The organism is Streptomyces sp. NPDC028419 (assembly GCF_055565515.1).
The window spans coordinates 341,061-367,261 of the sequence record NZ_JBVHUE010000003.1; the positions used below are offsets into that span (position 1 = coordinate 341,061).

The 26,201-nt window shown below is 72.5% G+C and carries 20 protein-coding genes and 1 pseudogene; 11 read left to right on the plus strand and 10 right to left on the minus strand.

What is annotated here, in order from left to right; genetic code table 11:
* Positions 1-13 precede the first annotated feature (13 nt).
* From ACZ4UB_RS05835 to ACZ4UB_RS05860, 6 genes and pseudogenes are all read left to right on the plus strand, one after another.
* Positions 14-2,029: a helix-turn-helix domain-containing protein gene (locus tag ACZ4UB_RS05835; RefSeq protein WP_468068500.1), complete on the plus strand. Its 2,016-nt coding sequence runs from the start codon at positions 14-16 to the stop codon at positions 2,027-2,029.
* 149 nt (positions 2,030-2,178) lie between these two features.
* A pseudogene (locus ACZ4UB_RS05840) lies at positions 2,179-2,673 on the plus strand (amino acid transporter); the annotation flags it as partial.
* A 95-nt stretch (positions 2,674-2,768) separates the two neighbouring features.
* Positions 2,769-3,839: a hypothetical protein gene (locus ACZ4UB_RS05845; protein ID WP_468068501.1), complete on the plus strand. Its 1,071-nt coding sequence runs from the start codon at positions 2,769-2,771 to the stop codon at positions 3,837-3,839.
* The gene (locus ACZ4UB_RS05850; RefSeq protein WP_468068502.1) at positions 3,836-5,911 is read left to right on the plus strand and encodes a vWA-MoxR associated conflict system protein; all 2,076 of its coding nucleotides are present in this window, start codon (positions 3,836-3,838) and stop codon (positions 5,909-5,911) included. Before ACZ4UB_RS05845 ends, ACZ4UB_RS05850 begins: the two co-directional genes overlap by 4 nt.
* Positions 5,908-6,861 (plus strand): AAA family ATPase, encoded by a 954-nt coding sequence (locus ACZ4UB_RS05855; protein ID WP_468068503.1) that lies wholly within the window; start codon positions 5,908-5,910, stop codon positions 6,859-6,861. The genes ACZ4UB_RS05850 and ACZ4UB_RS05855 overlap by 4 nt, the downstream gene beginning before the upstream one ends.
* Positions 6,854-9,820, plus strand: a complete 2,967-nt coding sequence (locus tag ACZ4UB_RS05860; RefSeq protein WP_468068504.1) for a TIR-like protein FxsC — start codon at positions 6,854-6,856, stop codon at positions 9,818-9,820. Before ACZ4UB_RS05855 ends, ACZ4UB_RS05860 begins: the two co-directional genes overlap by 8 nt.
* Before the next feature lie 5 nt (positions 9,821-9,825).
* Here ACZ4UB_RS05860 and ACZ4UB_RS05865 read toward each other — a convergent pair whose 3' ends face one another.
* Entirely contained in the window at positions 9,826-10,779 is a 954-nt protein-coding gene (locus tag ACZ4UB_RS05865; RefSeq protein ID WP_468068505.1) for a helix-turn-helix domain-containing protein, read from the minus strand.
* 91 nt (positions 10,780-10,870) lie between these two features.
* Here ACZ4UB_RS05865 and ACZ4UB_RS05870 point away from each other — a divergent pair, with 91 nt between their 5' ends.
* From ACZ4UB_RS05870 to ACZ4UB_RS05880, 3 genes are all read left to right on the plus strand, one after another.
* Entirely contained in the window at positions 10,871-15,100 is a 4,230-nt protein-coding gene (locus ACZ4UB_RS05870; protein WP_468068506.1) for a S8 family serine peptidase, read from the plus strand.
* 228 nt (positions 15,101-15,328) lie between these two features.
* Positions 15,329-15,766: a hypothetical protein gene (locus ACZ4UB_RS05875; protein WP_468068507.1), complete on the plus strand. Its 438-nt coding sequence runs from the start codon at positions 15,329-15,331 to the stop codon at positions 15,764-15,766.
* An 81-nt stretch (positions 15,767-15,847) separates the two neighbouring features.
* On the plus strand, positions 15,848-16,291 hold the full coding sequence (locus tag ACZ4UB_RS05880; protein WP_468068508.1) for an RICIN domain-containing protein: 444 nt from the start codon (positions 15,848-15,850) through the stop codon (positions 16,289-16,291).
* A gap of 63 nt (positions 16,292-16,354) precedes the next feature.
* Here the strand turns inward: ACZ4UB_RS05880 and ACZ4UB_RS05885 are convergent, their stop codons facing one another.
* Entirely contained in the window at positions 16,355-16,534 is a 180-nt protein-coding gene (locus ACZ4UB_RS05885; RefSeq protein WP_468068509.1) for a hypothetical protein, read from the minus strand.
* 302 nt (positions 16,535-16,836) lie between these two features.
* Positions 16,837-17,556 carry a TetR/AcrR family transcriptional regulator gene (locus ACZ4UB_RS05890; protein WP_468068510.1) on the minus strand — a complete coding sequence of 240 codons (720 nt, stop codon included), beginning with the start codon at positions 17,554-17,556 and terminating at the stop codon, positions 16,837-16,839.
* Between the two features lie 114 nt (positions 17,557-17,670).
* On the opposite strand from ACZ4UB_RS05890, the gene ACZ4UB_RS05895 reads away from it, so the two are divergent.
* Positions 17,671-18,372: an NAD(P)-dependent oxidoreductase gene (locus ACZ4UB_RS05895; protein ID WP_468068512.1), complete on the plus strand. Its 702-nt coding sequence runs from the start codon at positions 17,671-17,673 to the stop codon at positions 18,370-18,372.
* A gap of 111 nt (positions 18,373-18,483) precedes the next feature.
* Here the strand turns inward: ACZ4UB_RS05895 and ACZ4UB_RS05900 are convergent, their stop codons facing one another.
* From ACZ4UB_RS05900 to ACZ4UB_RS05930, 7 genes are all read right to left on the minus strand, one after another.
* Positions 18,484-19,080: a dihydrofolate reductase family protein gene (locus ACZ4UB_RS05900; protein WP_468068513.1), complete on the minus strand. Its 597-nt coding sequence runs from the start codon at positions 19,078-19,080 to the stop codon at positions 18,484-18,486.
* 286 nt (positions 19,081-19,366) lie between these two features.
* Positions 19,367-19,576, minus strand: coding sequence for a DUF4287 domain-containing protein (locus tag ACZ4UB_RS05905; protein ID WP_453599523.1), 210 nt, complete (start codon positions 19,574-19,576; stop codon positions 19,367-19,369).
* An 80-nt stretch (positions 19,577-19,656) separates the two neighbouring features.
* Positions 19,657-20,340 carry a DUF998 domain-containing protein gene (locus tag ACZ4UB_RS05910; protein ID WP_468068515.1) on the minus strand — a complete coding sequence of 228 codons (684 nt, stop codon included), beginning with the start codon at positions 20,338-20,340 and terminating at the stop codon, positions 19,657-19,659.
* Positions 20,341-20,496: 156 nt separating this feature from the next.
* Positions 20,497-22,773, minus strand: a complete 2,277-nt coding sequence (locus ACZ4UB_RS05915) for a S9 family peptidase (protein WP_468068516.1) — start codon at positions 22,771-22,773, stop codon at positions 20,497-20,499.
* 272 nt (positions 22,774-23,045) lie between these two features.
* Positions 23,046-23,717 (minus strand): DUF4097 family beta strand repeat-containing protein, encoded by a 672-nt coding sequence (locus ACZ4UB_RS05920; protein WP_468068517.1) that lies wholly within the window; start codon positions 23,715-23,717, stop codon positions 23,046-23,048.
* 114 nt (positions 23,718-23,831) lie between these two features.
* The gene (locus ACZ4UB_RS05925) at positions 23,832-24,578 is read right to left on the minus strand and encodes a hypothetical protein (protein WP_468068518.1); all 747 of its coding nucleotides are present in this window, start codon (positions 24,576-24,578) and stop codon (positions 23,832-23,834) included.
* Positions 24,579-24,777: 199 nt separating this feature from the next.
* Positions 24,778-25,179 carry a VOC family protein gene (locus ACZ4UB_RS05930; protein ID WP_468068519.1) on the minus strand — a complete coding sequence of 134 codons (402 nt, stop codon included), beginning with the start codon at positions 25,177-25,179 and terminating at the stop codon, positions 24,778-24,780.
* 97 nt (positions 25,180-25,276) lie between these two features.
* Here ACZ4UB_RS05930 and ACZ4UB_RS05935 point away from each other — a divergent pair, with 97 nt between their 5' ends.
* On the plus strand, positions 25,277-26,167 hold the full coding sequence (locus tag ACZ4UB_RS05935) for a LysR family transcriptional regulator (RefSeq protein WP_468068521.1): 891 nt from the start codon (positions 25,277-25,279) through the stop codon (positions 26,165-26,167).
* The last annotated feature ends 34 nt before the right edge of the window (positions 26,168-26,201 follow it).

The following is a 26,201-nucleotide window of genomic DNA, read 5'->3' on the forward strand; positions in this document are numbered from 1 at the left end:
AAGGAACTCCCGTATGACCTCGGTGTGGACGGCGGACGACGGGGCGCCGGGTGGCCCGGCCGGCGCCGCGGCCACCGCGCTGCGGGAGTTGCTCGGTCTGCTGGCCGACGGAGCGCCGGCCGAACGCTTCGCCCGGCCCGCGGCGGACGCCCGCGCGGCCGGGGCCGGGGCCGGGGAGCAGGCGTGGGTGGAGGAGGCCACCCGGGTCGCCCTGGACATCCGCCGCACCCTCGACCAGCACCGGCGCCGCGAGGCGGAACTCACCGCGCTGTTCGACACCGCCGGTGACCTGGCCGCCCTGCGGGACCCGGACGCCGTCCTGCGGGCCATCGTGCACCGAGCCCGGCTGCTGCTGGGGACGGACGTCACCTACCTCACCCTCAACGACCCGGTCGTCGGGGACACCTACATGCGGGTCACCGACGGCTCCGTCTCGGCCGCCTTCCAGCAGTTGCGCCTGGGCATGGGCGAGGGGCTCGGCGGTCTGGTCGCCCAGAGCGCCCGCCCCTACGCCTCCGCCGACTACCGCACGGACGACCGCTTCAAGCACACCGCGGCCATCGACCACGGGGTGGGCGAGGAGGGACTGCGCGGGATCCTCGGCGTTCCGCTGCGGGTGGGCAACCGGGTCATCGGGGTGCTGTACGCCGCCGACCGGGAGGTCCGCGAGTTCGCGCCCGAGGCGGTCGCCCTGCTCGCCTCGCTCGCCGACCACGCGGCCGTCGCCATCGACGGCGCCCGGCTGTTGGAGGAGACGCGCGCGGCCCTCGTCGAGCTGGGCGTGGCGAACGAGACCGTCCGCGCGCACAGCGAGGCGATGCGACTGGCCGCCGCGACCCATGACCGGCTCACCGAGTTGGTGCTGCGCGGCGCCGACACGGGCGACCTGGCCCGCGAGGTCGCGGCCCTGCTGGGCGGCGGTCTGGTCATCCACGACTCCGACGGCAGCGAGCTCGCCCGGGTGCCCGCGGGGCCTCACGGGCAGGAGGGGCCGGAGCTACCGGAACGGTCGGAGGCACGCGCGGAACGCGAGGCGTGGACGGCGGCGTCCCGTTCCGGAGGCCGGGCCGTCCGCGCGGCCGGGAACTGGGTCTGCGCGGTCCTCGCGGGGCCCGAACTCCTCGGCAGCATCACCCTCACCGGCCGCCCGGAGCTGCCCGACTCCGACCGGCGGCTCTTCGAACGCACCGCGCTGGTCACGGCGCTGCTCCTGCTGCTGCGCCGGTCCACGGCGCAGGCCGAGGACCGGGTCCGCGGCGAGCTGCTCGGCGACCTCCTGGCCACCGGGCCCGCGGGCCGGGTCCGGGATCCCGCGGGTCAGTCACTGCGGGCGCGCAAGCTGGGCGTCGACCTGACCCGCCCGCACACCGTACTGGTGCTGCACTGCGAGGCGGCGCAGCGGACCAGGCTGCTGGCCGAGGGGGCCCGCCGGGCCCGGGCCCTGGAGGGGCTCGCCGGACTGTACGAGGGCCGGGTGGTGCTCGTCGCGCCGACCGAGCACCCCGGTCCACTGGCCCGCTCGCTCGCCGAGGACCTGGGCCGGGTCCTGGCCGCACCGGTCACCGTGGGCTCCGCCGGGCCGGCCGCGGGCCCGCCCGGGCTGCCCGCCGCCCACGCCGAGGCATTGCGCTGCCTGGAGGCGCTGCACGCCCTGGGGCACACCGGTCAGGGGGCGGCCCTGCCGGACCTGGGCTTCCTCGGGATCCTGCTGGGCGAGCGCGGCGACGTCACCGGCTACGTGGAGCGGGTACTGGGTCCCGTACTGGACTACGACCGCCGGCGCGGCACCGAGTTGATCGGGACCCTGGAGGCGTACTACGCGCACGGGGCCAGCCTGTCCAAGGCCAAGGACGCGCTGCACGTCCACGTCAACACCGTGGTGCAGCGGCTGGACCGGATCCGTCAGCTCCTGGGCGAGAGCTGGAACACCCCCTCGCGCGCCCTGGAGATACAGCTCGCGCTGCGCGTACACCGCGTGGCGGGCCTCCCGCAGGGCTCATCGCCCGAGGTCAGCGGCATCCCGCGGTAAGGGCGCGTCAGGATCGTCGCTCGAACGTGCACATCCGAGCGATTTCCGTACGCTCGGTCGTCGCGGCCCTCTCTTTGGCCGGATCCGGGCTGTACGTCAGGAGCACCACGATGGCCATCCCCACCCGCACCACGCGCCTGCGTGCCTGAATGCTGGAAGGCCTCACCGACCAGGTGAAGCAGGAGCGGGGCCGGAGTCGGAGTCGGAGTCGGCAGGACGGTCCGGGCGGTGAGCACGGCCACCCCTGGTGGCGCGTGATGTGCCTGACCGGCCTGGACTACCTCTCCACCCTCGGCTACCAGCCCGGCATCGCGGCGCTCGCCGCCGGCCTGCTCTCGCCGCTCGCCACGATCGTGCTCGTCGTCCTCACCCTGCTGGGCGCGCTGCCCGTCTACCGCCGGGTGGCCGAGGAGAGGCCGCACGGCGAGGGCTCGATCGCGATGTTGGAGCGGCTGCTGTCCTTCTGGAAGGGCAAGCTGTTCGTCCTGACCCTGCTCGGGTTCGCGGCCACCGACTTCCTGATCACGATCACCCTCTCCGCCGCGGACACGACCGCGCACCTGGTGGAGAACCCGCACCTCACCGGCGTGCTGAGCGGGCACCAGCTGATCATCACCCTGATCATGATCGCGCTGCTGGGAGCCGAAGGCCGGGGACCGGACATCGGAAGATCCGGGCGCGCGGCGGCAGGTGCGTTGCTAACCTGCCCCCACACCGCGCTGTACCAGGGGAGGGTCCGATGCGGCCACGGCTGGTGTTCGTCCACGGGATCGGCGGACCGCGCGATCCGGAAGGTGAACGCGTCGCGTGGACGCGGGCGTTGGCCGAGGGCATGCGGGCGGCCGGGCACGCGGGAGCAGCGGCCGCGCTGGTCGCCGGCGAGGCGGTCGAGTGCGCCTTCGCCTACTACGGCGACCTCTTCGACCGGGAGCAGGCCCAGGGCGCCGGGGACCTGGACGCCGGGGCCCCGGGGGGCGATGCGGACGCGGTCCTGGCGGAGCTGCTGGTCGACTGGGTGGAGCACCTCACGGAGGCGGCGGACGCGGACGAGCTCCGGATCCTGGACCACGCCCGGGCGCAGGCCGCGCCCAGGGCGCAGGAGCAGGGCGGCGGGCAGGTCGTACGCCGCGCGCTCAACGTGGCCACCACGGTCCTGGCGCTGCGGCCGTGGAGCGGCGCCGGCCGCTGGATCACCCCGAAGGTTATGGTCGGTCATCTCGCGCAGGTCGCGCGGTACTTGGCGCGCGGCGAATCCGGTGCGGACGGCGCCGGCCTCGACCGGCGCATCCGCACCCGGGTCGCCGAGGCCATGGGGGACGGGCCGGCGGTGGTCGTGGCGCACTCCCTGGGGTCGGTCGTCGCGCTGGAGGCGCTCCACGAACACCCCGCAGCCGTGCCGTTGTTCGTCACGATCGGCTCCCCCCTCACCATGCGGACGGCCGTGTGGCCCCGGCTCGTCCCGCAGCCCCCGGTCGTGCCCGAGCGGGTCGGCGACTGGCTGAACTTCTGGGACCGTGACGACGTCCTCGCCGTCCGGCCGCGGCTGGAGCGGGACGTACGGGGCAACTCCGCGGGCGTCGTACCGCGGTCCCGCCGGATCGACTCGGACGGCGTCTGGGTGCACTCCGCCGAGAAGTACCTGGCGCAGCCGGCCGTCGCCGGACCCGTCGCCCAGGCACTGGCCCGGCTCGCGCGCCCGGATTCGCAGGCGGACGCGGACGTGGACACGGGCGCGGACACGGGCGCGGACACGGACACGGACACGGACACGGTCGTGGACGCGGACACGGACGGCGGGCAGCCCTGGTGAAACGCCGCCGGGCCGGGCGGCGCCACGTCCTGGTCATCGCACCGCAGTGCCCCTCGATGGTCCGGCTGACCTCCTTGGAGGAAGCGGCCGCCGGGCTGTACGGGGCGTTGACCGACGCCTCGCTCGGCGCCTGCGAACCGGGGCTGCCGGCCGGGCGCCCCTCCTTGATCAGCGGTGACGACCTGACCAGCGCGGCCCTCGTGGAGAGCGTGGGCGCCGCCATCGACCACGCGGCCGAGCACCGCGCGACCCTCGTCCTCGCCTTCCTCGGGCACGGCTTCGCCGCCGGGCGCACCAGCGCCCTGCACCTCATGTGCGCCGACTCCACCGACGACCTGCGGCACGGCTCGGTGAACGTGGGCGAGCTGCTGGTGCGGGCCGCGGACCACCCCGGGGTCGACGGCGTGCTCGGCGTCGTCGACACCTGCCACGCCGCCGGAGCGCCGCCCGCGGTGGCGGACCTGGCCGGGGGCGCCCGGAACGGCCGGACCCGGCTGGGGCTGCTGATGGCCTCCGCCCTCGGACAGCCCGCCGTCGACCTCGCCTTCTCCCGGAGCCTGACCGCCGTCCTGCAAGAGGGCCTTCCCGGGGGCGGGGCCACCCTCGGCGTGGCCGCCACCCGTGAGGCGCTGCGCGGCCTCCTGGTCGGGCAGAACGTCTCCGGTTTCGACTACGACGCGGACGGCGCGGCCGACGAACCGCTGTGGATCGCCCGCAACGCCCGGGCCCGGCACGGGTTGTTGGGCGGCTTCGGCGGGGTGCTCGCCGGTGAGGAACTCACCGAGGCGCTCGCCGCCCTGGATCCCGCGCTGCCCGTGCCGGACGGCGCCCCGGACGTGCGGGCGGCCCTGCGCTGCCGCGGCGAGCTGCTGCGCCATCCGCCCGGACCGCGGCGCGAGCGGGCGCTGCGCGGCCTCGACGGACTCCTCGTCGCGGTCCGCACGGTCGATTTCATCCGGAGCTGGCTCGGCGCCGACCTGACCACCGCCCGGCTGCGGCACACCCTGTACAGCATGCTGGCGGCCGAGGGACGGCTTCCCGCGGCCGGCGCCCCGGACCTCACCGACGTCGGCATCATCGACGAGCTGGTCTTCAACCACCCGGACACCGAACGGGACGGCAGGCGGGCCGTCGCCCGCTTCGTCACGCTCCTCGCCCAGGTCTGCGGCCGGGACCCGGGTGACCCCGAGCTGCACGCCTGGGCCGCGCGGATCGGGGCCCCCGTCGAGGTCAACGACGCCATCGAGCACACCGCCCGGCGCGCGGCCGGCCAGCGGCTCGGCCTCGTCGTCAGCCTGCACTCCTCCCTGATCGGGGACTGGCCCGAAGTCCTCGACGGCTGGCTGCTCCTGGACGGTTCGGTCATCCACCACGAGCAGTTCCCCAGCGACAGCGCGGACCGCGCGGGCGCCGAGAGCGCCGTGGAGGAGGCCGTCCTGTGGGCCGAGGAGCACGCCCGCACCCTCGAACTCCCCCTCAAACGGCTGGACCTGGCCGTGCCGAGCGGGCCGTTGCTGACCTGGCGGCCCGAAGAGGTGGGCGCCGCCATGCTCCTGGGCGTCCGCTACGACGTGCACCTGCACTGGAGCAGCCGGCTCACCCCCGACGCGGCGCTGCGCAGCATCGAGCCGGTGGTCGCCGCGCGGTGGGAGTCGATCGCCGAGTGCCGGGGGAGCACGCCCGTGGACTGGCTCGCGCACGAGGACCTGCTCGACGCGGCGCGGCTGCGCGGGCACCTGCGGGTCGGCCGCTACGCCCGCGGGATCGGCCTCAGCAGCCATCCCGGCGCCGACGCACGGCTGATGGAGACGCTGCTCGCCTACACCCCGGTGCTGCTGTGGCCGGACAGCGCCGCGGGCTTCCCCGAGGAGCGGCGCGCCGTCCTCGACCGTGAATGGTGGGCCATGCCGGGCGCCCTGGCGCACGCCTACCGCGAACGGTGGCGCGGCGTCGACGGCGCGGACCTCGCCGATCTGCGCGCCGTCTGGGACGACGAGCACTGGCTGCGCTTCTGCCGCCTCCTGCGGACGGCGCCCCTGCCCGTCCGTGACCGAGCCGAGGGGACCTCATGACCTGGGACGCGTACTACCGGGGTGACGGCGTGCCGAGGCCCGCCGCCGCCCTCCCCGCACCGCCGCCGTGGCGGACCTTCCCGATCCCGTCGTCGGCCGGCGTGTTCCGGCCGCCGGCGGGGCTGACCGACGCCGTGAACGCGGCCCTGGCGCTGCGCCGGCCGCTGTTGATCACCGGGGGCCCGGGCACCGGGAAGTCCACGGTGATCGAGCAGGTGGCCGCCGAGCTGGACCTGGGGCCCGTACTGCGCTGGCACGTCACCTCGCGCAGTACGCTCGCGGACGCCCTGTACCGCTACGACGCGCTCGGCCGCATCCACGCGCACCGGCTCCAGCAGGAGAGGGCCCGGGCCGGGGACGAGGCGGGCGCGGACGACATCGCCGCCTTCTTGACCCTCGGGCCGCTGGGGACCGCGCTGCTGCCCTCGCCCCGGCCGCGCGCGCTGCTCATCGACGAGATCGACAAGGCCGACCTGGACCTGCCCGGGGACCTCCTCGACGTCCTGGAACGCGGCGAGTTCCGCGTGAGCGAGCTGATGCGCGAGGAGCAGGACCGGGCGCTGGTGCGGGTCTGGGAGAGCGGGGCGCGCCACCTCGTCGAGGACGGGCACGTGCAGTGCACCGAGTTCCCCTTCATCGTGATGACGAGCAACGGCGAACAGGAGCTACCGGCGCCCTTCTTGCGCCGCTGCGTGCGCTACACCATGCCCAAGCCGACCGCCGAACTGATCCGCGACGTCGTACGGGGCCACCTGGGCCTGGAGGTCGGCGACGCCGGTCCGGCTGCCGAGCTGGTGGACGGCTTCGTGCGGCGGGTCGCGGCGGGCGAGAGCGTGGCGGTCGACCAACTCCTGGGCACCCTGCACCTCTTGGACGGCCCGGCCCGGATGGCGGACGCCGAGCGGGAAAAGCTGATCGCGCTCCTGATGCGGGACCTCTCGGGTGCCTGAGATCCCCGCACCGGCGCCGCCCCCGGACCCGGCGCCGGACCCAACCCCTGAGGGCGACCCGCTGGCGGCCGTCACCGGGGCCCTGCACGGGCTCGGCCGGGGGCTGGACGCGCTCTCGATCGCCGAACTGCTGTGGCTGGCGGCGACGGCCGGGCAACACGACCCGGTGGCGAGCGCCCCGACCGCCCCCGGCGCCCCGGCGCCCGACGCCGCCCCGGGCCCGGGACCGGGCGCCGTCGACGCGCGCGAACGGATCGGGCGCCGGCCGGACCTCGGGGTGTACGGACCGTCTGCGCCGGGCGTCGCCGCGCTGCCCGCCCGGGAGATGTCGGTCCCCCGCGCCGCGGCGCTGCCCCGCGCCCGGGAGCTCGCCCGCGCGCTGCGGCCGCTGCGCCGGGTCTGGCCCGCGGGCCGCGGAGCGCGACTGGACGTCGGGGAGACGGTCGCGGGATACGCCCGCAGCGGGGAGCTGCTGCCCGCCTTCCGCCCCGCCCCGGAGCGCTGGTTCGACCTGACCGTCGTCCTCGACCGGTCCGCGACCATGGCCGTCTGGCAGGACACGGGCGCCGAGTTGCTGAAGGTGCTGGCCTCGACGGGAGCGTTCCGCACGCTCCGGGTCCGGGAGGCCGCCTCCTGGCCACCGGTCGCCGCCACCGGCCCGGTTACGGGCGCCCTCGCCGGCGCCGGCGCCCCCTCGTCGCGGCCGCGGCGGCTGGTCCTCGTCTTCTCCGACTGCGTGTCCGGCGCCGGGGGCGAGCGCGCCTTCTGGGACCGGCTGCGCGGTTGGGCCGCGGCCACCCCCACCGTGCTGGTGAACCCGCTGCCGTCGCGGATCTGGCGGCACAGCGGCCTCGACCTCCCGGCGGTGCGGGTCACCCCGCCCGGCGCGCCGGGCGCGCGCAACCCCGCGCTGCGGTTCGCGGTCCCCCCGCTGGCGGAGCAGGCGTACGGGCGGGCCGGCGGCCACAGCGACGCCTGGCTGCCGCTGCCCGTCGTCGGCCTGACGCCGCGCGCCGTCTCCCGCTGGGCCCGCACGCTGATGCGGGGTGACCCGGACGGCTGCGAGGCGGTGCTGCTCCCCGGGCCGGGGCTGGCCGGCCCGGCACCCGCCGCGCCGGAGGAAGGGGCCGCCGACGCCGCGCGGTCGGCCGAGGCGTTCCTGCGCCGGGCCTCGACGCCGGCCGTCCGGCTCGCGGTGCTCTGCTCGGCGTACCCGCAGCTGTACACCGGCCTGCTCCACGTGATCCGACAGGAGCTCGTCCCGGAGGCCTCGGCGGCGGATCTGGCCGAGGTGGTCGTCGGCGGGCTGTTCCTCGTGGAGGCGCGGGAGCCCGGGACGGGAGCGGGGGTCGGGCTGGGCGGACTGGGCGAGCTGGGCGGGCCGGTGCTCCGCTTCCGGGAGGGCGTGCGCGCACACCTGGCGCCACGGCTCGGCGCCCGGGACGCGCTGCGCACCCGGGAGGTGCTGACCCGGTTCGTCGCGGCGCACGCGGCGGCCCCGGGCCGCTTCCCGGCCCTCGTGCCGGACGCGGCCGGCGCCGCCGGGATCGGGCCCGAGGCGGAGCCCTTCGCCCGCGCGTCCGACCGTACGCTCCGCGACCTCGGGGCCGAGCTCGGCCCCGGCCCCGGCTCCGGCAGCGCGGCGGTGAGCGCGGTGGTGAGCCTGACGGCGAGCGGGGTGGCGAGCGGGGCGGCGCCGAGGGAACGGCCCCCCGCCCGGCCCTACTTCTTCCTGAGCTACGCCCACACCCCGCGCCTCGGCTCGCGGGCCGCCGACTCGAACCTGTGGGTGAGGCGCTTCTTCCGCGACCTCTGCGACGAGGTGTTGGCACTCACGGACCTGCCCGCCGGCGCTGCCGCCGGGTTCATGGACGAGCAGATGGAGGCCGGGGAACGCTGGGCGGATCGGCTGGGCGAAATGCTGTCCGCCAGCCGGGTGTTGGTACCGCTCTACTCGCCCCGCTACTTCGCCAGCGAGAGCTGCGGCAAGGAGTGGTACGCCTTCGCCCAGCGGTCCGTCTTCCAGCGCGCCCGCGACGCCGAACCGGTCCAAGCCGTCGTGCCCGCGATCTGGGTACCCGTGGCACCGCACCTGATGCCCCGCCCCGCGCAGCAACTCCAGCTCAATGCGCGCTCCTTCGGGGAGCGCTACGCGAGCGAGGGACTGTACGGGCTGATCCGGCTCCGCTCCTTCGCCCGGGAGTACCGACAGGCGGTCGGCCAACTGGCCGCGCGGATCGTCCGCGTGGCCGAGTCCACCCGCATCGAATCCGCCGGGACCGTCGACTTCCTCCGGGCGCCGTCCGCGTTCAGGTCGCACGCACAGGCCGAGGAGAGCCTGCGGATCGCCGTGGTGGCCCCGACCCTGCGCGACCTGCCCCAGGGGCGCGACCCCCGCTACTACGGCGCCGTGCCCGATCGCTGGAACCCGTACCACCCCGAGTCCCGCCGACCTCTCGTGGACGTGGCCACCGACCTCGCCTTCCACCTCAACGACCAGGTGGACGCCACCACCCTGGACGCCGAGGTGGCCCGGGTGGAGCGCGGCGCCCCTTCCACCGGCCCGTTGGTCCTGCTCGTGGACCCCTGGGCGCTCAGCGTGCCGCGGCTGCGTGCCGCGCTGATCGCCCTGCGGGAGGCCCGGGAGCCGGGAACCGTCGTCCTGGTCCCCTGGAGCCGCCGGGACGAGCAGAACCACAACGCGCGCACGAGCCTCCTCGACGCGCTGTACGACGTGCTGCCCACCCACTGGTACGGGCCCGACGCCCCCCTTGCCGAGAGCGTCCGCGGCCTGACCACCCTGGAGGCCTTCGGCGCCGCGGTGCCCCGGGCCGTGGCGGACGCCTACGCCGCCTACCTGGAGCGCACGCTCACGAACCCCCCGCCGGACACCTCCGCGGGACCCCCGCCGCAACGCCCCCGCCCGCGCGCCCCCGGCAGCACCCTGGAGCCCGAATAGGGCGATCAGATCCAGCCGCGGCGGGCCGCGACGACCCCGGCCTGGAAGCGGTTCACCGCGCCCAGGAGTTCGTGGAGGTGGCTCATGCGCCGGCGCATGGTCCGCACGGACCAGCCGAGTTGGCGGGCTATGGCCTCGTCCTTGAGGCCGCTGACCAGCAGGGTGAGCACCAGGCGGTCCTCCTCGCCGAGCGGGTCCTCGGCGGGGGCGTCGAGCGGCAGGGCCGCCTTCCAGCACAGCTCCCAGTAGTCGGTGAGGGCGTCCAGCAAGCTGGAGGGGCGGATGACCGCGGCGCGCACGCCGTCGAGGTCCAAGGAGAGCGGCATCAGCGCCAACCGCCGGTCCGCGATGGCCAGTTTGATCCGCAGGCCCGGCATCACCCGGGCCTGTTCGCCGCGGCGCACCAGTCCGCGGATGTCTTCGAGCACCCCCGGCCACTCCAACGCCTCGGGTGCGTAGACCGCGCGGTAGCGCACGCCGCGCCCCAGCGCGGTGCTCTCCACCGGGTTGGAGGTGGTCAGTGCGTACGGCGGCCGGTCCAGCGTCATGACGTCCTCGCGCGCCTCCTGCTGGAGGCGGACGAACCAGCGGCCGAGCGCCTCGCGGCCGGTGGTGATCTCCACCTCGTCCTCCCCGGCGGTGCCGGCCTGGGCCGCCGCGAAGAGGCGGGACAGCTCGCCCGCCGCCGAACGGACCCGGTCCAACTCCGCCGCCCTGGTGCGCACCAGGGACTCGACCGCGGCCCCCGGCTCGATCGCCGCGTACCGGCGGCGGACACCCGCGAGCCGCCCGACCAGCCCCTGGTCGTGCAGCCGGTCGAGCGCCCGGGCGGCGCGGACGGGTGAGCAGCCGAGGTCGGCGGCGAGTTCGGCCGGCGCCGCCGTACGACGGGTCAACACGGCCCGGTAGACGCTCTCGTCGAACGGATCGATGCCTGCGGGGGTGAGATCGTTCGTCATATGCGGATACTGGCCCACTTGTGCCAGCGGCAGCAATGGGCCGCCAGGATCCGTTGTACGGAGCGTGACTTCGGGGCTAGGACTTCTCCCCATGGCCAAGAACCCACGAAGAAGCCGACGCCTGGTGGCCGTCACGGTCACCACCGTCGCGCTCGCCGGGACGCTCACCGCGATGCCCGCCACCGCCACCGCCACCGCGACGTCACCCGACCCGAACCAGCGGGTCATCGTCGAACTGTCCGGGGACGCCGCCGTCACGGCCGCCCCCGGCGGCTCGCTCACCTCCCTGACCGCCGGCGCCGCCTCCACCGTCGGTGACGCCCGACGGGCCCTGGAGGCGCGGCAGGACACCTTCGTCGCGGCGGTGCGGGGCGCCGGGCTGCACCCCGCCTCGCCCCGCAAACTGGGCCTGCTCGTCAACGCGGTGGCGATGACGGTGCCCGCCTCCGAGACGGCGCGGCTGGCCGCGCTGGCGGGCGTCACCGCCGTCCGGCCCGACGCCCGGATCCAGCTGCGCACGGACGTCAGCGTGCCGCTGACCGGCGCGCCCGAGGTCTGGAAGCGCGAGGACCCGGCCGGGGTGAAGGCCACCGGCAAGGGCACCGTCGTCGCGGTCCTGGACAGCGGCGTGGACTACGGCCACCCCGACCTGGGCGGCGGCTTCGGCAAGGGCCACAAGGTCATCGGCGGCTTCGACTTCGCCAACGGCGACGACGACCCGATGGACGACAACGGTCACGGCACCCACGTCGCGGGCATCATCGCGGGCAAGGCGGCCGCGAAGGGCGGTGTCACCGGCATGGCCCCGGACGCCAGTCTGCTGGCCTACAAGGTCACCGACGCCGCCGGCAGCGGCTACACCTCCGACATCATCGCCGGCATCGAGGCGGCGGCCGACCCGACGGGCGCCCATCCGGCCGACGTCATCAACATGAGCCTGGGCGGCCCCGGCGACGGCACCGACCCGCTGGGCCGCGCGGCGAGCGCCGCCGTGCGGGCCGGCGTGGTCGTCGTCGCGGCGGCGGGCAACGACGGGCCCGGCAGCGGCACCGTCAACACCCCGGCGTCGGCCGACGGCGTCATCGCGGTCGGCGCCTCCACCAGCGGGGTGCGGATGCCCAGCGCGTACCTGGCGGGCAAGGAGCCCGAACTGATCCAGACGTACCGGGGCATCCTGTCCGCGAACCCGCCGCGGGAGCCGGTCACCGCGCCGCTCGTCGACGTCGGCGCGGGCACCGCCGAGGACTGGCAGCGGGTCGGTGACGTACGGGGCAAGATCCTGCGGGCCGACATCCTCGTCCCGCCCAGTACGGACGTCCTGAGCGGGAACGACATCGACTGGGCGCGCGAGGCCGAGAAGCGCGGCGCGCTCGCCGTGCTCGGCGGTCTCCCGCAGAACAGCGGACCCGTGCTCGCCGCCGCCCCGGGAACGGTCGACGCCACCGCGACCCCCGCCCGCCCCGACCTCACCCGGACCACCGCCTCCGGTGACTCGTTGCGCATGGACCGCCTGGTCGTCATGGGGATCGACACGACCCAGTACGCCCAGCTGAGCCGCCGCCTGGCCGCCGGCACGGTGTCCGTCACCCTGCGCGGCAGCGACTCCACCGACGAGATCGCCTCGTTCTCCTCGCGCGGACCCGGCACCGGCTTCGGCCTCAAGCCCGATCTGGTCGCACCCGGCGTGGAGATCCGCTCCACGATCCCCACCTCGATGTACGAACCCGGCGTCTACCGCATGTCGGGCACCTCGATGGCGAGCCCGCACGTCGCCGGAGCCGCCGCCCTGCTGCGCCAACTGCGCCCGGACCAGGCCCCGGACGCGATCCGGTCCGCGCTGGTCGGCACCGCGAAGCAACTGGCCGGCACCGGCCCCACCGTCCAGGGGGGCGGACGGCTCGACGTGGCCGCCGCGGCCTCGGCCACCCTCGGCGCCTCCCCGACGGCCGTGTCGTTCGGCCTCGCCGACCTCGCGGAGAAGACCGTCGGCGGCGCCGCGAAGGTACGCCTGGCCAACCCCGGCAAGGAACCGCTGAACGTCACCCTCGGCAGCACCGGGCCCACCACCGTCTCCCCGGCGCGGGTCACCGTCCCCGCCGGGGGGTCCGCGACCGTCACCGTCACCCTGCGGGCCGACCGCCCGGCCACCGACACCGAGATCAGCGGCCGGATCACGGCCACCCCCGACCGCGGCCCGGCCCTGCGGGTGCCGTACCTGCTCGTCGTCCGGCACCTGGTCGTCCAGGCGTCGCCCGACCCGAGCGACGGCCGCTCCACCGTGCACGTCGCCGCCCCGACCGCCCTGAACGCACCGCCGGAGATCCGGGTGACCCCGCCGCGCGGCAAGCCCTTCACGCTGCCCACGACCATGAACGGAGCCGGCTACTACCAGGCCGACGTGACGGGGAAGGCGGCCGGCGCCTACCAGCTGGCCGTGCAGGCCAGGACCACCGACGGCCGGCGGATCACCGGAACCGGCGCCTTCGAGGTCACCCCCACCGACAGCCGCGGCAACCGCTGGGAGCCCATCGGCCCGAACAGCGAGGCCGGCCACCTCGCGCTCTCGCCCGCCCGGCCGAAGCAGGCCGTCGTGACCCAGTACCGCAAGGCCGCCCCCTGGCTGACCACCGACGGCGGCGCCAACTGGCGCCAGGTGGGCAGGCTCCCGATCGCCGACGGCAACGGCACCGGAGCGGTCGTGGTCGACGCCCACCGCCCCGATCGCTGGTGGTACGCCGTGAACACGGCCGCCGACCCGACCCGCCGGGGCACGATCCTGCGCACCGACGACAACGGCCGCACCTGGCGGGGGCTCGCCGTGCCCGACGCGCACATCGACGCCTTCGTCGCGGACGAGCAGACCCGCACCCTCGCCGCGATGACCGGCTCCGCGCTGCTGGTCAGCACGGACGCGGGCGACCACTGGGCGACGTATCCCACCGGCGTGACCGGCGCCGTCCGCGACGCCACCCTCGTCGGCGACACGCTCTACCTGGCGACCTTCGAGGGCGTCTGGCGGATCGACGGCGTCGGCAAGGGCGACCCCGGTGCGGCCCACCTCGTCCTCGACGAGCCGGTGAACACCATCCGCGGTCTGGCGGCCGACTCCACTGTGGTGGCCGCCTACGTGCCCGGTACGGGCGTCCGCGGCTCCTACGACAAGGGCCGCACCTGGTCCACCCTGCTCCCCCTGCCGGAGGGCGGCAACGGACTGTCCGCCTCCGGCGGCGACCTGTACCTGCGCGCGCTGTTCGGCGCCGGGCAGGTGAGCCGCGACCACGGCAGGACCTGGAAGCCCGCGCCCGCCCCCTCCAAGGCCGCCATCCCGATGGACTACGACCGCTGGGCCGACGGCTCGGTGACCGTGTCCAGCGAACAGGACGGCCTGTACCGCGGCTCGGCCGACGGCACCGGCTACCGCAGGATCGGCGTGCAGGGCCTGACCACCTTCGCCCTCGCGGCCAGCGGCGACCAACTGCTCGCCGGAACGGTGAGCGGCACCTACCGCACCACGATCCCCGTCGCCGGCCCCGAGTGGGGCCAGTCCGGGGCGGAGGGCAGGACCGGTCGCCTCACCTCGCACATCGCCGTCTCGCCCAAGGACTCCAAGGTGGTGTGGCAGGTCCGGCGCACCGCGACCGGCCTCTTCGAGGTCTCCCGCAGTGCTGACGCGGGCCGGACCTGGCAGGTGAAGGGCACCTCGGCGGAGATTCCGACCTCGATCCTGATCCACCCGGCCGACCCGGACCGGGTGACGGTCAGCTTCAAGAGCATCCTCGGCGACGGACTGTTCACGACGTCCGACGGCGGCAAGACCTGGAAGAACCTCTTCCACGAGAGGTCCTTCGACGCCATGGCCGGCGACCCGCGCGACCCGCGGCGCCTCTGGCTCGGCAACGCCTCGGGCCTCTACCGGTCGGACGACGGCGGCGTCACCAAGACCAAGGTCGCCGAGGGCCCCGTCTCCGCGATCGAGATGGACGGCCGACGCCTGCTCGTCGGCGGCTCGTCCGTCCGGATCAGCACCGATGACGGCAGGACCTTCCGCACCGCCGACACCGGCCCGCTCGCGGTCCACGTCTCGGACCTGCTGCGGGTCGGCGGAGCGCTCTACGCGGCCACCACCGGCTCGACCGCTTCCGGACTCGTCCAGGGCGGCCGGGGCGTCCTGCGCAGCACCGACAACGGCCTCACCTGGGAGAACGTATCGAACGGCCTCCAGAACACCGACACCACCAAGCTGGCCGCCGCCCCCGACGGCCGCACGCTGTACGTCGGCACGGTCGACGGCGGGGTCCACCGCCTGACCCTGCGCCGCTGACCCGTCCCGCGCGTGGCCGGCGGGAGACCCTCCCGCCGGCCACGGCGGCCGTTGACCTTCCGTCGCGTGCGCTGAGCGTCAACGAGTCCCGCACCGCGCGTTCAGGGTGGCGATCGATCCCGGTCTAGATTTCGTGACGTCCAAGTGGACGAGGCAGCCCGATCAACTCGAGCACCGACAACGGGGGAAATGATGTCAAGCAGGCATGTACGCACGACAGTTGGGACCATGCTCGTCTCCGCGGCCCTGGTCCTCGCGAGTGCGACCGGCGCGCAGGCCGACGGCAAGCACATGTGGCGGCACAAGACGAGCGATGACTGCCTGTTCTTCGCCTACGACGGCAACCCGGCGCCCGTCGACGTGGGCATCCACGGGTGTGGCTTCAACGACCTCTGGGACGAGCAGTACAACGCCAACGACGACACCTATCTGATGCACCCGGGAAACAAGTCGGGCAGCTGCCTGGCGGCGTACTCCAACGATGACGTCTATGTGGAGCCCTGCACCCCGAACAACGACTGGCAGCGCTGGTACCAGCGCTGGACCGGAACGCATTGGAAGCTCCAGCACAAGCAGACCGGCCGCTACCTCGACAGCAACGACTCCAGCGTCTACCTCGGCCCCGGCGGCTGGAACAACGACAACAAGTACCAGCTCTGGTACTGAGGCTCCCTGACCCGGGGCCGACCGGGTCTCCCTCCGCTTTCCGACCGAACAGACGGGGAATCAGACGTGAACATCAAGCGCATGGCACAGGTGGCAGGAACGGCGGCGCTCGCCCCGCTCCTCGTCCTCGCGATGAGCCCCGTGGCCCACGCCGACGGATTCGTCCACTGGAACCACAAACCGACGAACAAGTGCCTGCAAGTCCACCGGGACTGGAAGGGCAACCCGGACGACGTCTACGTCCAGGAATGCTCCTACGAGCCCTTCTACGACGTGCACCTGGGCGACGGGAGCTGGTTGGAGAAGGACCGGTCCAAGCAGGACTACTGCATGACGGCCTACACCGACCACGACGTCTACATGGAGCCGTGCAGCGGCAACAATTACCAGCGCTGGGACGAGATCGACACTGGCGCGGGCTGGAAGCTGCGCAACCGTCAGACACAGGAATGCCTCGACAGCAACGGAACCTCCGTCTACATGCACGAGTGCAATGACGGCAACCAGTGGCAGCTCTGGGTCTGACCCGCTCCCCCCTCGCACCACGCCTCCGCCCGTAGGCGAGTACTGCTCGGCGTGGCTCCCCCGTCAGCGCCGCTTCGCGCCGGGCACGATCCGTACCGTGATCCGGCTGCTCGACAACCACCTGTCGCCCAGCCTGGAGTCCCGCCGGGTCAACGCCTTCTCACCGACCGTGGTCGACGACTTCATCCGGGCCGTGGAGGAGCGGAGCACGGGCCTCGCCACACAGCAGAACGCCTTCGACACGCTCAAGAAGGTGCCTCCGGCACATCCTGGCAACACCCGTCTACGCGGCTGGAGGCGGCGACGGGCCCGTCCCAGGCGAGCGCACCCGGTGGGTGCGGCACCACAGCTAAGGCGGTCGAGGCCCTCATGACCCCGAGCTCCTTGGAGCACGTTGCGGGCCTGACCGGCAAACCGGCCTTCGACAACCTCCCGGAGCCGCTGCAGGGACGGGCTCTCGCCGTGCGGTGATCCGTTTCACCAGTTCGGGATCCAGTATCCGCTGGATCGTAGAAGCCGTTCAGCCGACTGCTCGCGCAGGGCCGTCAGCTCGATGACGTGATACCCAAGGACCGGATCAGCTGAGCGAGTTCTTCACGGAAGAGCTTTTCCGGGCTGAGGGTCTGACTCCGCAGATGGCCGTAAATCTCCAGTGACACCAGGCCGTGCAGGTGGCTCCAGATGCGCAGGGCAAGGGCCACGCCGGCCGGGGGCAGGTCGGGGAAGGCCGGGCGGACTTTGTCCAGCAGACCGGGGTCGAAGTCGGACCACTCAAAGTCACTGTGCGAGTAATCGAACTCGGCGTGCGGCCAGGCCGCGGCGGCGAGTGCCGCGATGCCGGTGCAGACACGGTGGGCGGCTTCGGGCGCGGCGCCGCCCTCGGGGGGCAGGTAGCCGGGGACGGGGTCGCCGTAGATGAGGCGGAAACCCTCGGGGTTGGCCAGTGCCCAGTCCCTGAAGGCGCGGGCCCATGCCCGGATCCGGACGGCGGGGTCCTGGGCAGGGGCGGCGCCCCAGGCGGCGTCCACGGTGTCGGCCAGTGAGGTGTAGACCTTGTCGATCAGCGTGGTGACCAGGTCGTCGCGCGTAGCGAAGTAGCCGTAGATGGCGTTGGCCGTCATGCCCATCTCGCGAGCGATGGCCCGAAGCGTGATCGCGTCTGGCCCCCCCGAGGCCATCAGCCCCAGTGCGACCTTCTTGATCTCGGCGGTCGTCTCAGCCCTCAGCCGCTCACGGCGCCCGCTGGTGTTTCCCACGGTTCCCATGGCCACCCACTCTACAGCGTCACAATATTGAGCCCCATATCTAAACTTCACGCCGTATAGTTTCTGCGTGCCGTGAAAAACGGTGGCGGTGCACACGACTACCCAGGGAGAGCCATGCACATCGGAGTCATCGGGGCCACGGGCGGAATCGGCAGTCGCGTCGTCGCCGAGGCCCTCGACCGGGGGCATCACGTCACGGCATTCAGCCGCGACGCCACGCGGATCGACGAGGACCGGAAGAACATCACCTGGAACAGCGTCGACGTCCTCGACGCCGACGGCATCGCCGCCGTCATACCCGGCCTCGACGTACTGATCAGCGGATTCCAGCCCGGAAACGCCGCCAGGGACACCGCCGACACCGTGGCCCGCTCGATCGCCGACCCCACGGTGTACGCCAGGGCCGCGCGAGCACTCCTCAAGGCGCTGGAGAGTCATCCGCGGATCAGGCTCATCGTCATCGGCGGCGCCGGCAGTCTGGAGATCGCGCCCGGAGTCGTACGGGCCGACTCCGACGCACTCCTACACGAGACCCTCGACGCGATCGGCCTGCCGAGGGAGTACTCCGCCGCGGTGCGCGGCCACCGCGATGCCCTGAACGTCCTGCGCACCTCCAACCGGCTGTGGACCTACTTCAGCCCTGCCGAGGACATCGCACCCGGCGAACGTACGGGCCGGTTCCGGATCGGCGGCGACCAGGCAGTTCGCGACTCGGACGGGCGCAGCCGCATCTCCATGGAGGACGCCGCCGTCGCCCTCGTCGACGAGGCGGAGCTGCCGCGCTTCGTCCAACGCCGCTTCACCATCGGCTACTGACCCGGCTGCCGGATGGCCCTGACAGTGCGCCACCGCGCCGGCGGGACCGGATGCCCACGGAGGCGAGGGCCCGAACGTCTCCCGCCTGGTCGGCCTTGGCCCACTTGCCGACTACGCCCCGACCTTCGGCCGGTAGGTGCACACATGCACTCCGGTGCCGCTGACGACCGAGGAGACCAGTTCGAACGTGCGGAGGTGACCGTCGGCCGGGTAGATCGTCTTACCGCCGCCGACGAGCACCGGCAGGATCATGAGCCGAAGCTCGTCGACCAGCCCCTCGGCCAGCAGGGTTCGGGTGAGGGACGCGCTGCCCATGACCACCAGGTCACGGCCTTCGGCTTCGCGCAGCTTCTTGATCTGGTCCAGCGCTTGGCCGCCGGGGATGCGTGTGGTGTTGTTCCACGTCAGCTCGTCTTCGCCGAGGGTGCTGGACACGACGTACTTGGTGACGCTGTTCATGTGGTCGGCGAACGGGTCGCCGGCCCGGCCCGGCCACGCCGCCGCCATCGTCTGCCAGGTGCGGCGTCCGAACAGCAGGGCCTCGGTGCTGGTCTGCCACTCGGTCAGAGCGCCACCCATCACCTCCGGGTCGAAGAACGGGTGGCTCCAGCCACCGTGGGCGAAGCCGCCGTCGGTGTCCTCGTCCGGGTGCCCCGGGGCCTGAACGACGCCGTCCAAGCTGATGAATTCACCAATCGCAATGCGCATGGGGGTGTCTCGCTTCCTGATTTGTTGGGTTCAGATGGGATGGACCGCGGCGGTACCGACGGCTTGGAGGCGCATGTCGGGCTCCGTACCGCTGGAATCCTTGTCGTCGCGACAGAACAGAAGCTAGGTTGCGTTCAGCGATTCAGCAACCGATGGAGCCATCAACTCCTGCATCGATGCAGGCCACTTGACCAATATCATTGCAATGGGCTTGCCGCTAAATGCAACATGACCGTCGGCCATTGCAATGGCATGAGCGTGAACGCTCAGTGGCGGCCTGTGTGGACTACTTCGCGCTGTCCTCCGCGAGGGTGTGGGCGACCAGGGCGTTGGCGTGGCCGTGGCCCAGGCCGTGCTCGGACTTGAGCCACGAGACGAGTTCCATGTGCTTCGTCAGGGGGGAGGTCCGGATCAGGTCCTTCCATTCCGCGATCGGACGGCCGTACTTCTTCTCGATCGAGGGGAAGTACGCGGCACCCTGCAGCGAGTCCGACATGTCGTCCGTGCCTTTCGTTCGTTCCGATGTGCGTGAGTGTTCGAGTGCGTGAGTGATCGAGTGCGCGAGTGCCGGTACGGCTAGAGGCGCGCCAACCGGGCTGTCACTGCGGCGAGTCCGGCCAGGCCGAGTGCCGCCCCCGCCGTGAAGGACAGTACGGAGGCGCCGGATCCGACGAACCCGGCGAGGACGCCCACCGGGAGCAGGCGGCAGGCGAACGCCCAGCCCGGCCGCCCCTCGGCGGTGAAGCGGCGGGACAGGATCAGGAAGGCGGCGCACAGCGCGAGGTAGCCGACCATGCCGCCCACCATGTGGACCGCGCCGTACACGCTCAGCGCGGCGGTCGCGGAGTCCGGCGTACCGGCCGGGAAACCGGCCCCGGGGTCGGCCGAGAACACGCCGCTGACCAGGAAGGACGCCCCGAACACCCCGACCAGCCACGGCGCCGCGCGGCGGCCGGGCCCCTCGGACACCGACCGCCGCATCCCGACCGCACCGACGATCAACAGGGCGCCGGCGACGAAGAAGTTGGCGATCTGGATCCAGCCCAGGTCGCCGAGGCTCAGCTGGCTGATGGCGTTGCGGGTGAAGTCGAAGCCCTCACGCGTCAGGCCCTGGGCGATCCCCGCGCCCAGGAACAGCGGCCCCGCCACCACTGCGCCCTTCAGCAGCACCCGCGCCCAGGAGCCGGACCCCGCAGTGGTGGAAGCGGAGGCGGAAGCGCGGGCGGAAGCGGGGGCGGAGGCGCTGATCGTTTCGGTCATGGCATGCCTTCCTCGTGTGCCGCACCCACCCGGGGGCCGGGCCTGCGGCGTTGGAATCTCGTTGCATGTAAGACCGTGACGGAGACCCGGACCCATCGGCCCCGATCGTGTGACTCGCGTCACACGAGGGCCGATGTCGCCGACGCAGGCTCAGGCTCAGGCGAACAGCTCGGCGAGCAGCTCGGGGCCGATGGCGATGGGAGCGGGGCGGTAGGCAGGAGGCTGGGTGCCCAGCAGCTCGCGGACCAGGAAGTCCCAGCAGCGTGTACGGACATAGGCCAAGTGGTCGATGAACGTGTGCTCGGCGCCGGGCACGATGAGCAGCTCGAAGTCCTTGCCGGCGGCGATGAGCCGGTCGGCCAGGCGGAGGGTCTGGTCCGGGTGGACCTGGTCGTCCATGTCGCCGTGGATCAGGAGCAGCTTGCCGGCCAGGCGGTCGGCGAGGTCGAGGCTGGAAGTGCGGCCCCAGGCCTCGGGGTTGTCCGCGCCGTCGTAGGTCTCCACGAAGCCGGCGTTGAAGTGGCGGGCGTCGTGCGAGCCTGAGAGTGCGGCTCCCACCTTGTACGTCTCGGGGAAGTCCAGCATCGCGCGGGCCGCGGCGAACCCGCCTCCGGAGTGGCCGAACACGCCCACCCGGTCCAGGTCCATCCACGGCCGGGTCTCGGCCAGTTGACGCAGCGCCGCGACGTGGTCGGCCAGGTTGCCCGCGTCGGCCAGGTGGCCGTACGAGGCGTCGTGGAAGGCCTTGTCCCGGCCCGGGGTGCCGCGTCCGTCCAGTGCTACCGCTATGAAGCCCAATGCCGCGAGGGGTTCCGCGTCCAGGCCCAGTCCGCCGGGGTCGAAGGACGGGGAGACCCGGTTGAGATGCGGGCCGGGGTAGACGTTGTCGACCACCGGGTAGGAGCGGGCGGGGTCGAACTCCCGCGGCCGGTACAGCACTCCGTAGATGTCCGTCATCCCGTCGGCCGCCTTGACGCAGAAGCGTTCCGGCGGCGTCCAGCCGGTGGCGGTGAGCTTGCCGATGTCCGCGCGCTCCAGCTCGACCAGCACGCGGCCAGTCCAGTCGCGGACCGTCGTCACCGGCGGGGTGTCGACCGTGGACGCGGAGTCGACGAAGTAGTCCTGGTGGTCGGGGAGGGCGGCGACGTGGTCCTGGTCGTCGTGGGTGACCTTGGCGAAGCCGGAGCCGTCCAGGCCGGCCCGGCAGACCGTGCGCCGGTACGGGTCCTCGTCGACCAGCCCGGAGGCGGTGAAGTACACCACCCGCTCGGCCTCGTCGACACGCAGGATCTGCCGTACCGCCCACTGCCCGGAGGTGACCTGCCCAAGCAGCGCGCCGGTGCGCAGGTCGTACCGGTACAGGTGTCCCCAGCCGTCACGCTGCGAGTACCAGAGCACCTCGTCGGCGAGCACCCGCACGTTCGGCGGCTCGTACGCCCACTGGTTGGGCTCGACACGGGTCGCCCCGGTCTCGCTGAGCACCGTGGTGACCTCGCCGGTGGCCGCGTCCAGCCGGTACAGGGTGAGCGTGCGCAGGTCGCGCGGCCGGCCGAGGTAGTACACCGCCGAGCTGTCGGGGGCCCACCAGGCCCACTTGATCATGATCGGCGACAGTGTCGGCATGAGCAGCGGCTCGGCCTGGGCGCGGACCACCGTGCCCGCGGCGACGTCCAGTACGACCAGCTCGGCCAGCGGTACGTGCTCGTCCCCGGGGTAGGCGAACCGCTGGGTGTGCAGCACCGGGGCACCACCGTCGACGGGCCTGGCCTCCAGCAGGTGGGTCTCCCGGACCTCGCGCTCGTCGGTCCGGTGCGCCAGCACCTTCGTCGAGTCCGGCGACCAGGCCACCGCCGGCGGCAGGTACGGCAGGCCGATCTTGCGCAGCAGGGTGCTGTTCGCCGTGCACTCCGGGACGGCGCCGTACTGGTGGCCGGGCGCGCCATCGGCGGTCAGTGCCCACTCGCGGCCGTCGGACAGCGAGCGCGCCCACAGGTCGTGGCCCCGCCGGGACACCGCGAACTTCCCGTCGGGTGACGGCACGTCGAGGGGGCTGCCCGGCGGCGTGAACTCGGCCCGCTCACAAGCGTAGTCGTCCAGGCGGCACCGCCAGTATTCGCCGAACGCATCGAACGCGACGGTGTTCCCGGCCAGTTCTATCGCCGAGGCTGGCAGGAACTCGGGGTCGACCTGCTGTCCGGAGGCGGCGGCCAGCGCGGCGGCGAGCCGGGGGTGGTCGAAGGCCGGCTCACGGGTTCCGGCCGCAGGGTCGACCAGCACGAACCGCTTACCGACACCGTTGCTCACGGCGTACCAGAAGCGGGCCCCTCCGTCGATCCACTGCGGCCGGACCTTGTCGCCGACGACGAGCTCTCCGGGGCGGGCGGGCCGGCGCAGAAGCTGTTCCGCGGCCTGGTAGTCCTGAGTGGTGCTCATTCTTCTCATCCTTCTTCGGTGTCGGTTCGGGCATGGTGATGCCACGGTGGCGCCATCACGGCAGGGGTGATGCGGTCAAGGAGGGCTGAAGCACGGGCGTCGGCCGTGTCGCGACCCAGGCTGAGGTGAGGTGGGCTCGGTGAGCGCCGTGTCGGCGTCCGGAATCGCTTGCCGAGCGCGTCCCGCAAGGGGGCGCGACGGATTCATCCTGCGGCTACGAGCCTCTGCGTCGCCCTCTGGAAGCACCTCGGCCAGGGATGTTTCTACGGGGGTCAGAGGCTGCGGGCGGTGATGTCGCCGTAGGAGGTGGTCGCGTGGATGTTCAGGCCGGAGGCGGCACCGTCGGCGTTGTTGAGCGAGTTGTGGATCCGGCCGTAGCTGGTGCCGGCGTCCAGAGAGGCGGAGACCCCGCGGGCGGCGCCGACCGAGATCTCGCCGTGCTCGGTGCTGAGGGTGACCGTGCCTGTCATGGCCTCCGCGATGCGGATGGCGCCCTTCTGGGTGCTGATCTGGGCCGGACCGCCCAGGCGGCCGACCGAGACGTCGCCGGCCTGGAGGGTGAGGCGGGCGCTCGCGGTCTCGTCGAGCTCGACCGTGCCCTGCGCACCCTCGAAGGCGACATCGCCAAGCCGTCCGACGCCCTGGAACTCGGCGCTGGCCGTCTTCGCCTCAATGCGGGAGTCGGCGGGCAGGTGGACGGTCACCTCGACGGATCCGGAGTTGCCGAGGATCTGGTTCTTCGCCTTCGGGGCCGCGATCCGCAGGACGCCGTCGCCGTACTCGACCGTGGTCTCCTTCGCCGCCTGCGCGTCGCGGCCCTTCGAGGCGTCCGCGGGCAGGACCTCGACGGTGGTGTCGGCGCGGTCGGCGGCGATGAACCGAACGCGTCCCGCGGGGATGTCGAGGACGGCGGCGATCGGAGCAGGGGTGTCGAACTTCTGCATTGTTCTGCCCTTCGAGTGATTGTTTCCTGTGAGAGAAAAGCTACGTTGCGTTCAAGGATTCCTCAACATATCTACTGCGAGAAATCACCATCACTGCAGGTCAAAGTCGGGAAATCATTGCAACGATCTCCAAGGTGAACGCAACGACGGACGCTCAATCGTTGCAATGAATTGAACGTGAACGCTCATGGCCTCAGCCAGTGGTGGCCGGGACGCGCGGCGGCCGTACCTCAGGGTCCGGCGACCGTGGCGAACCGGCCCTGGGTCCGGGCGGCCTCGGGCGCACCGACGGGCATCTCGGAGGTGTACGTGCTCGAGAGGACTGCGCCCAGCACGGCCACCGAGGGCGGCGCCGGCCTGCTGGATGGTGTCGTTGATCATCGCGGTGGTCAGCGGTCCCCAACCGTCACCCGCGGAGAGGCCGGCGAGGACACCGGACCCGGCCGCGATCAGCAGCGGGCCGAGGACCACCATGGTCCGGGTGCCGGTGTTCGCCAGCAGCGCGGCGCCGATGCCGTTGAAGACGAGCGCGGCGACAGCGAGCGGGGTGAAGGCCAGGCCGGTCTCGGTGGGCGTGTGACCGAGGACGAACTGCAGGTACTGGGTCAGTACCAGCAGCAGGCCGCCGTTGGCGATGGTCAGCAGCACCAGCGACAGGCTGGAGCCGGTGAAGACCCGGTCGCGGAACAGCGACAGCGGGACCATCGGGTGTGCGGTACGGGTCTCCCAGGCCGCGAATCCTGCCAGGCTCAGCGCCGCCACGGCGAGCGCGACCTGGGTACTCGTACGCTCCGGGCCCTCCTTGGGCAGCTCGGTGATCGTCCACACCAGCGCGGTCATCCCGGCCACGGACAGCACCATGCCCAGCGGGTCGGCCTTGCGCCAGGGCCACGATCGGGACGTCGATCAGGAAGACCGCACCCCACCAGTACGCTGCGATCAGCCAGCCCCCGAGCAGCGGGCCGCCCACCACGCCGAGCATGGACACCGAACCCCAGGCGGCGCGGATCGGGCCGGTGCGACTCTCGTACTTCGTCCACGAAAAACTGAAACCCTTCGACTAACTGCGTTCGCAGGCACCGGCCGGCGGCACCCATTCGGTGAGCCGGACCACAACGCCATTGGGATCGGTGAGCTGGAACAGCCGCTCACCCCACGGCTCTTGGCGGATCGGGCCGGTGACGGGGGCGTCTTCCCGGCGCAGGCGTTCGTACTCGGCCGCGACGTCCGTGACGGTCAAGGTCACGGCCAGATCCGCCAGCCCCTGGCCCCGCCAAGCCTGCGGCGGCAGTTCGGGGTCACGCTCGGACAGGGCGATCTCGGCAGAGCTGTCGTCCCGGCGGAGACAGACGTAACCCTCCGCCGACTCGACCTCGCGAAAGCCCAGATGGGTGGTGAAGAACCGGCTGGAAGCGCCTATGTCCTCCACGGTCAACGACACCTTCGTAGTGACGACGTTCATGCACTGAGCATCCGGTGTGGACAAGTCGATCATCAACGGTCGATCATGCAACGTCGATTAAGCCAGGGGTTAACGAACAAGCGGGACGTGGGGGCGCGTGGAGCTGCGCGACATCGAGATCTTTCTGACGTTGTCGGAGGAGCTGCACTTCGGACGGACGGCCGAGCGACTGCACGTGTCAGCGGCGCGGGTCAGTCAGGCGATCAAGAAGCAGGAACGCTCGATCGGGGCGCAACTCTTCGAGCGGACCAGCCGCCACGTACGGCTCACACCGGTGGGCGAACAGTTGCTCGGTGATCTACGGCCGGTGTTCCAGAGCCTGAAGGCGAGCGTGGCGAGGGCACGGCTCGCCGCCCAGGGCAAGACGGACATCCTGCGGATCGGCCTGATGGTCACGAACGGCCACGAACTGCGGCCCTTCTGGGACGCCTTCCGTTCGCAGCACCCGCAGTGGGGTCTGAGACTGAGCCACAACGGCTACATGGACCCGTTCGCCCCACTGCGCAACGGCGAGATCGACCTGCTCCTGTCATGGCTCCCGGTCGAAGAGCCCGATCTGACCGTGGGGCCAGTGCTCTTCGACGAGCCCAGGGTCGCACTGGTGGCCGCCGACCACCGGCTGGCCGGCCGCTCGTCGGTCACCTTGGAAGCGTTCGCGGACCACGGTGTCGTGGGGCCGGACGGACCCCAGCCCGAGTACTTCGAGAACGCCTTCGTCCCGTTCTCCGCGCCCAGCCGTCGTGACATCGAACGGAAGTTCCTGGTCACGACGCTGGACCAGCTGTACACGTACGTTGCCGGCGGGGAGGTCATCCACCTCCTTGGCAAGCAGGTCACCCGCTTCTATGCCCGCCCCGACGTCACGTACATCCCCGTTCGTGACACGCCCCTCCTGCGGTGGGGCCTGGTCTGGCGCTCGGACAACGACAGCCCGATGGTCCGGGCGTTCGTACGCATCGCCCGGGAACTCGGGACGATGTCGCTGTGAGTGACATGCGAATTGATGATCAACGGCCCACCGT

Excerpts from the sequence above, each read along its gene's own strand:
- ACZ4UB_RS05835 (WP_468068500.1), top strand. The coding sequence starts at position 14 with ATGACCTCGGTGTGGACGGCGGACGACGGGGCGCCGGGTGGCCCGGCC.
- ACZ4UB_RS05845 (WP_468068501.1), top strand. The coding sequence starts at position 2,769 with ATGCGGCCACGGCTGGTGTTCGTCCACGGGATCGGCGGACCGCGCGAT.
- ACZ4UB_RS05855 (WP_468068503.1), top strand. The coding sequence starts at position 5,908 with ATGACCTGGGACGCGTACTACCGGGGTGACGGCGTGCCGAGGCCCGCC.
- ACZ4UB_RS05865 (WP_468068505.1), bottom strand. The coding sequence starts at position 10,779 with ATGACGAACGATCTCACCCCCGCAGGCATCGATCCGTTCGACGAGAGC.
- ACZ4UB_RS05870 (WP_468068506.1), top strand. The coding sequence starts at position 10,871 with ATGGCCAAGAACCCACGAAGAAGCCGACGCCTGGTGGCCGTCACGGTC.
- ACZ4UB_RS05875 (WP_468068507.1), top strand. The coding sequence starts at position 15,329 with ATGCTCGTCTCCGCGGCCCTGGTCCTCGCGAGTGCGACCGGCGCGCAG.
- ACZ4UB_RS05880 (WP_468068508.1), top strand. The coding sequence starts at position 15,848 with ATGGCACAGGTGGCAGGAACGGCGGCGCTCGCCCCGCTCCTCGTCCTC.
- ACZ4UB_RS05890 (WP_468068510.1), bottom strand. The coding sequence starts at position 17,556 with ATGGGAACCGTGGGAAACACCAGCGGGCGCCGTGAGCGGCTGAGGGCT.
- ACZ4UB_RS05895 (WP_468068512.1), top strand. The coding sequence starts at position 17,671 with ATGCACATCGGAGTCATCGGGGCCACGGGCGGAATCGGCAGTCGCGTC.
- ACZ4UB_RS05900 (WP_468068513.1), bottom strand. The coding sequence starts at position 19,080 with ATGCGCATTGCGATTGGTGAATTCATCAGCTTGGACGGCGTCGTTCAG.
- ACZ4UB_RS05905 (WP_453599523.1), bottom strand. The coding sequence starts at position 19,576 with ATGTCGGACTCGCTGCAGGGTGCCGCGTACTTCCCCTCGATCGAGAAG.
- ACZ4UB_RS05910 (WP_468068515.1), bottom strand. The coding sequence starts at position 20,340 with ATGACCGAAACGATCAGCGCCTCCGCCCCCGCTTCCGCCCGCGCTTCC.
- ACZ4UB_RS05915 (WP_468068516.1), bottom strand. The coding sequence starts at position 22,773 with ATGAGCACCACTCAGGACTACCAGGCCGCGGAACAGCTTCTGCGCCGG.
- ACZ4UB_RS05920 (WP_468068517.1), bottom strand. The coding sequence starts at position 23,717 with ATGCAGAAGTTCGACACCCCTGCTCCGATCGCCGCCGTCCTCGACATC.
- ACZ4UB_RS05925 (WP_468068518.1), bottom strand. The coding sequence starts at position 24,578 with ATGGTGCTGTCCGTGGCCGGGATGACCGCGCTGGTGTGGACGATCACC.
- ACZ4UB_RS05930 (WP_468068519.1), bottom strand. The coding sequence starts at position 25,179 with ATGAACGTCGTCACTACGAAGGTGTCGTTGACCGTGGAGGACATAGGC.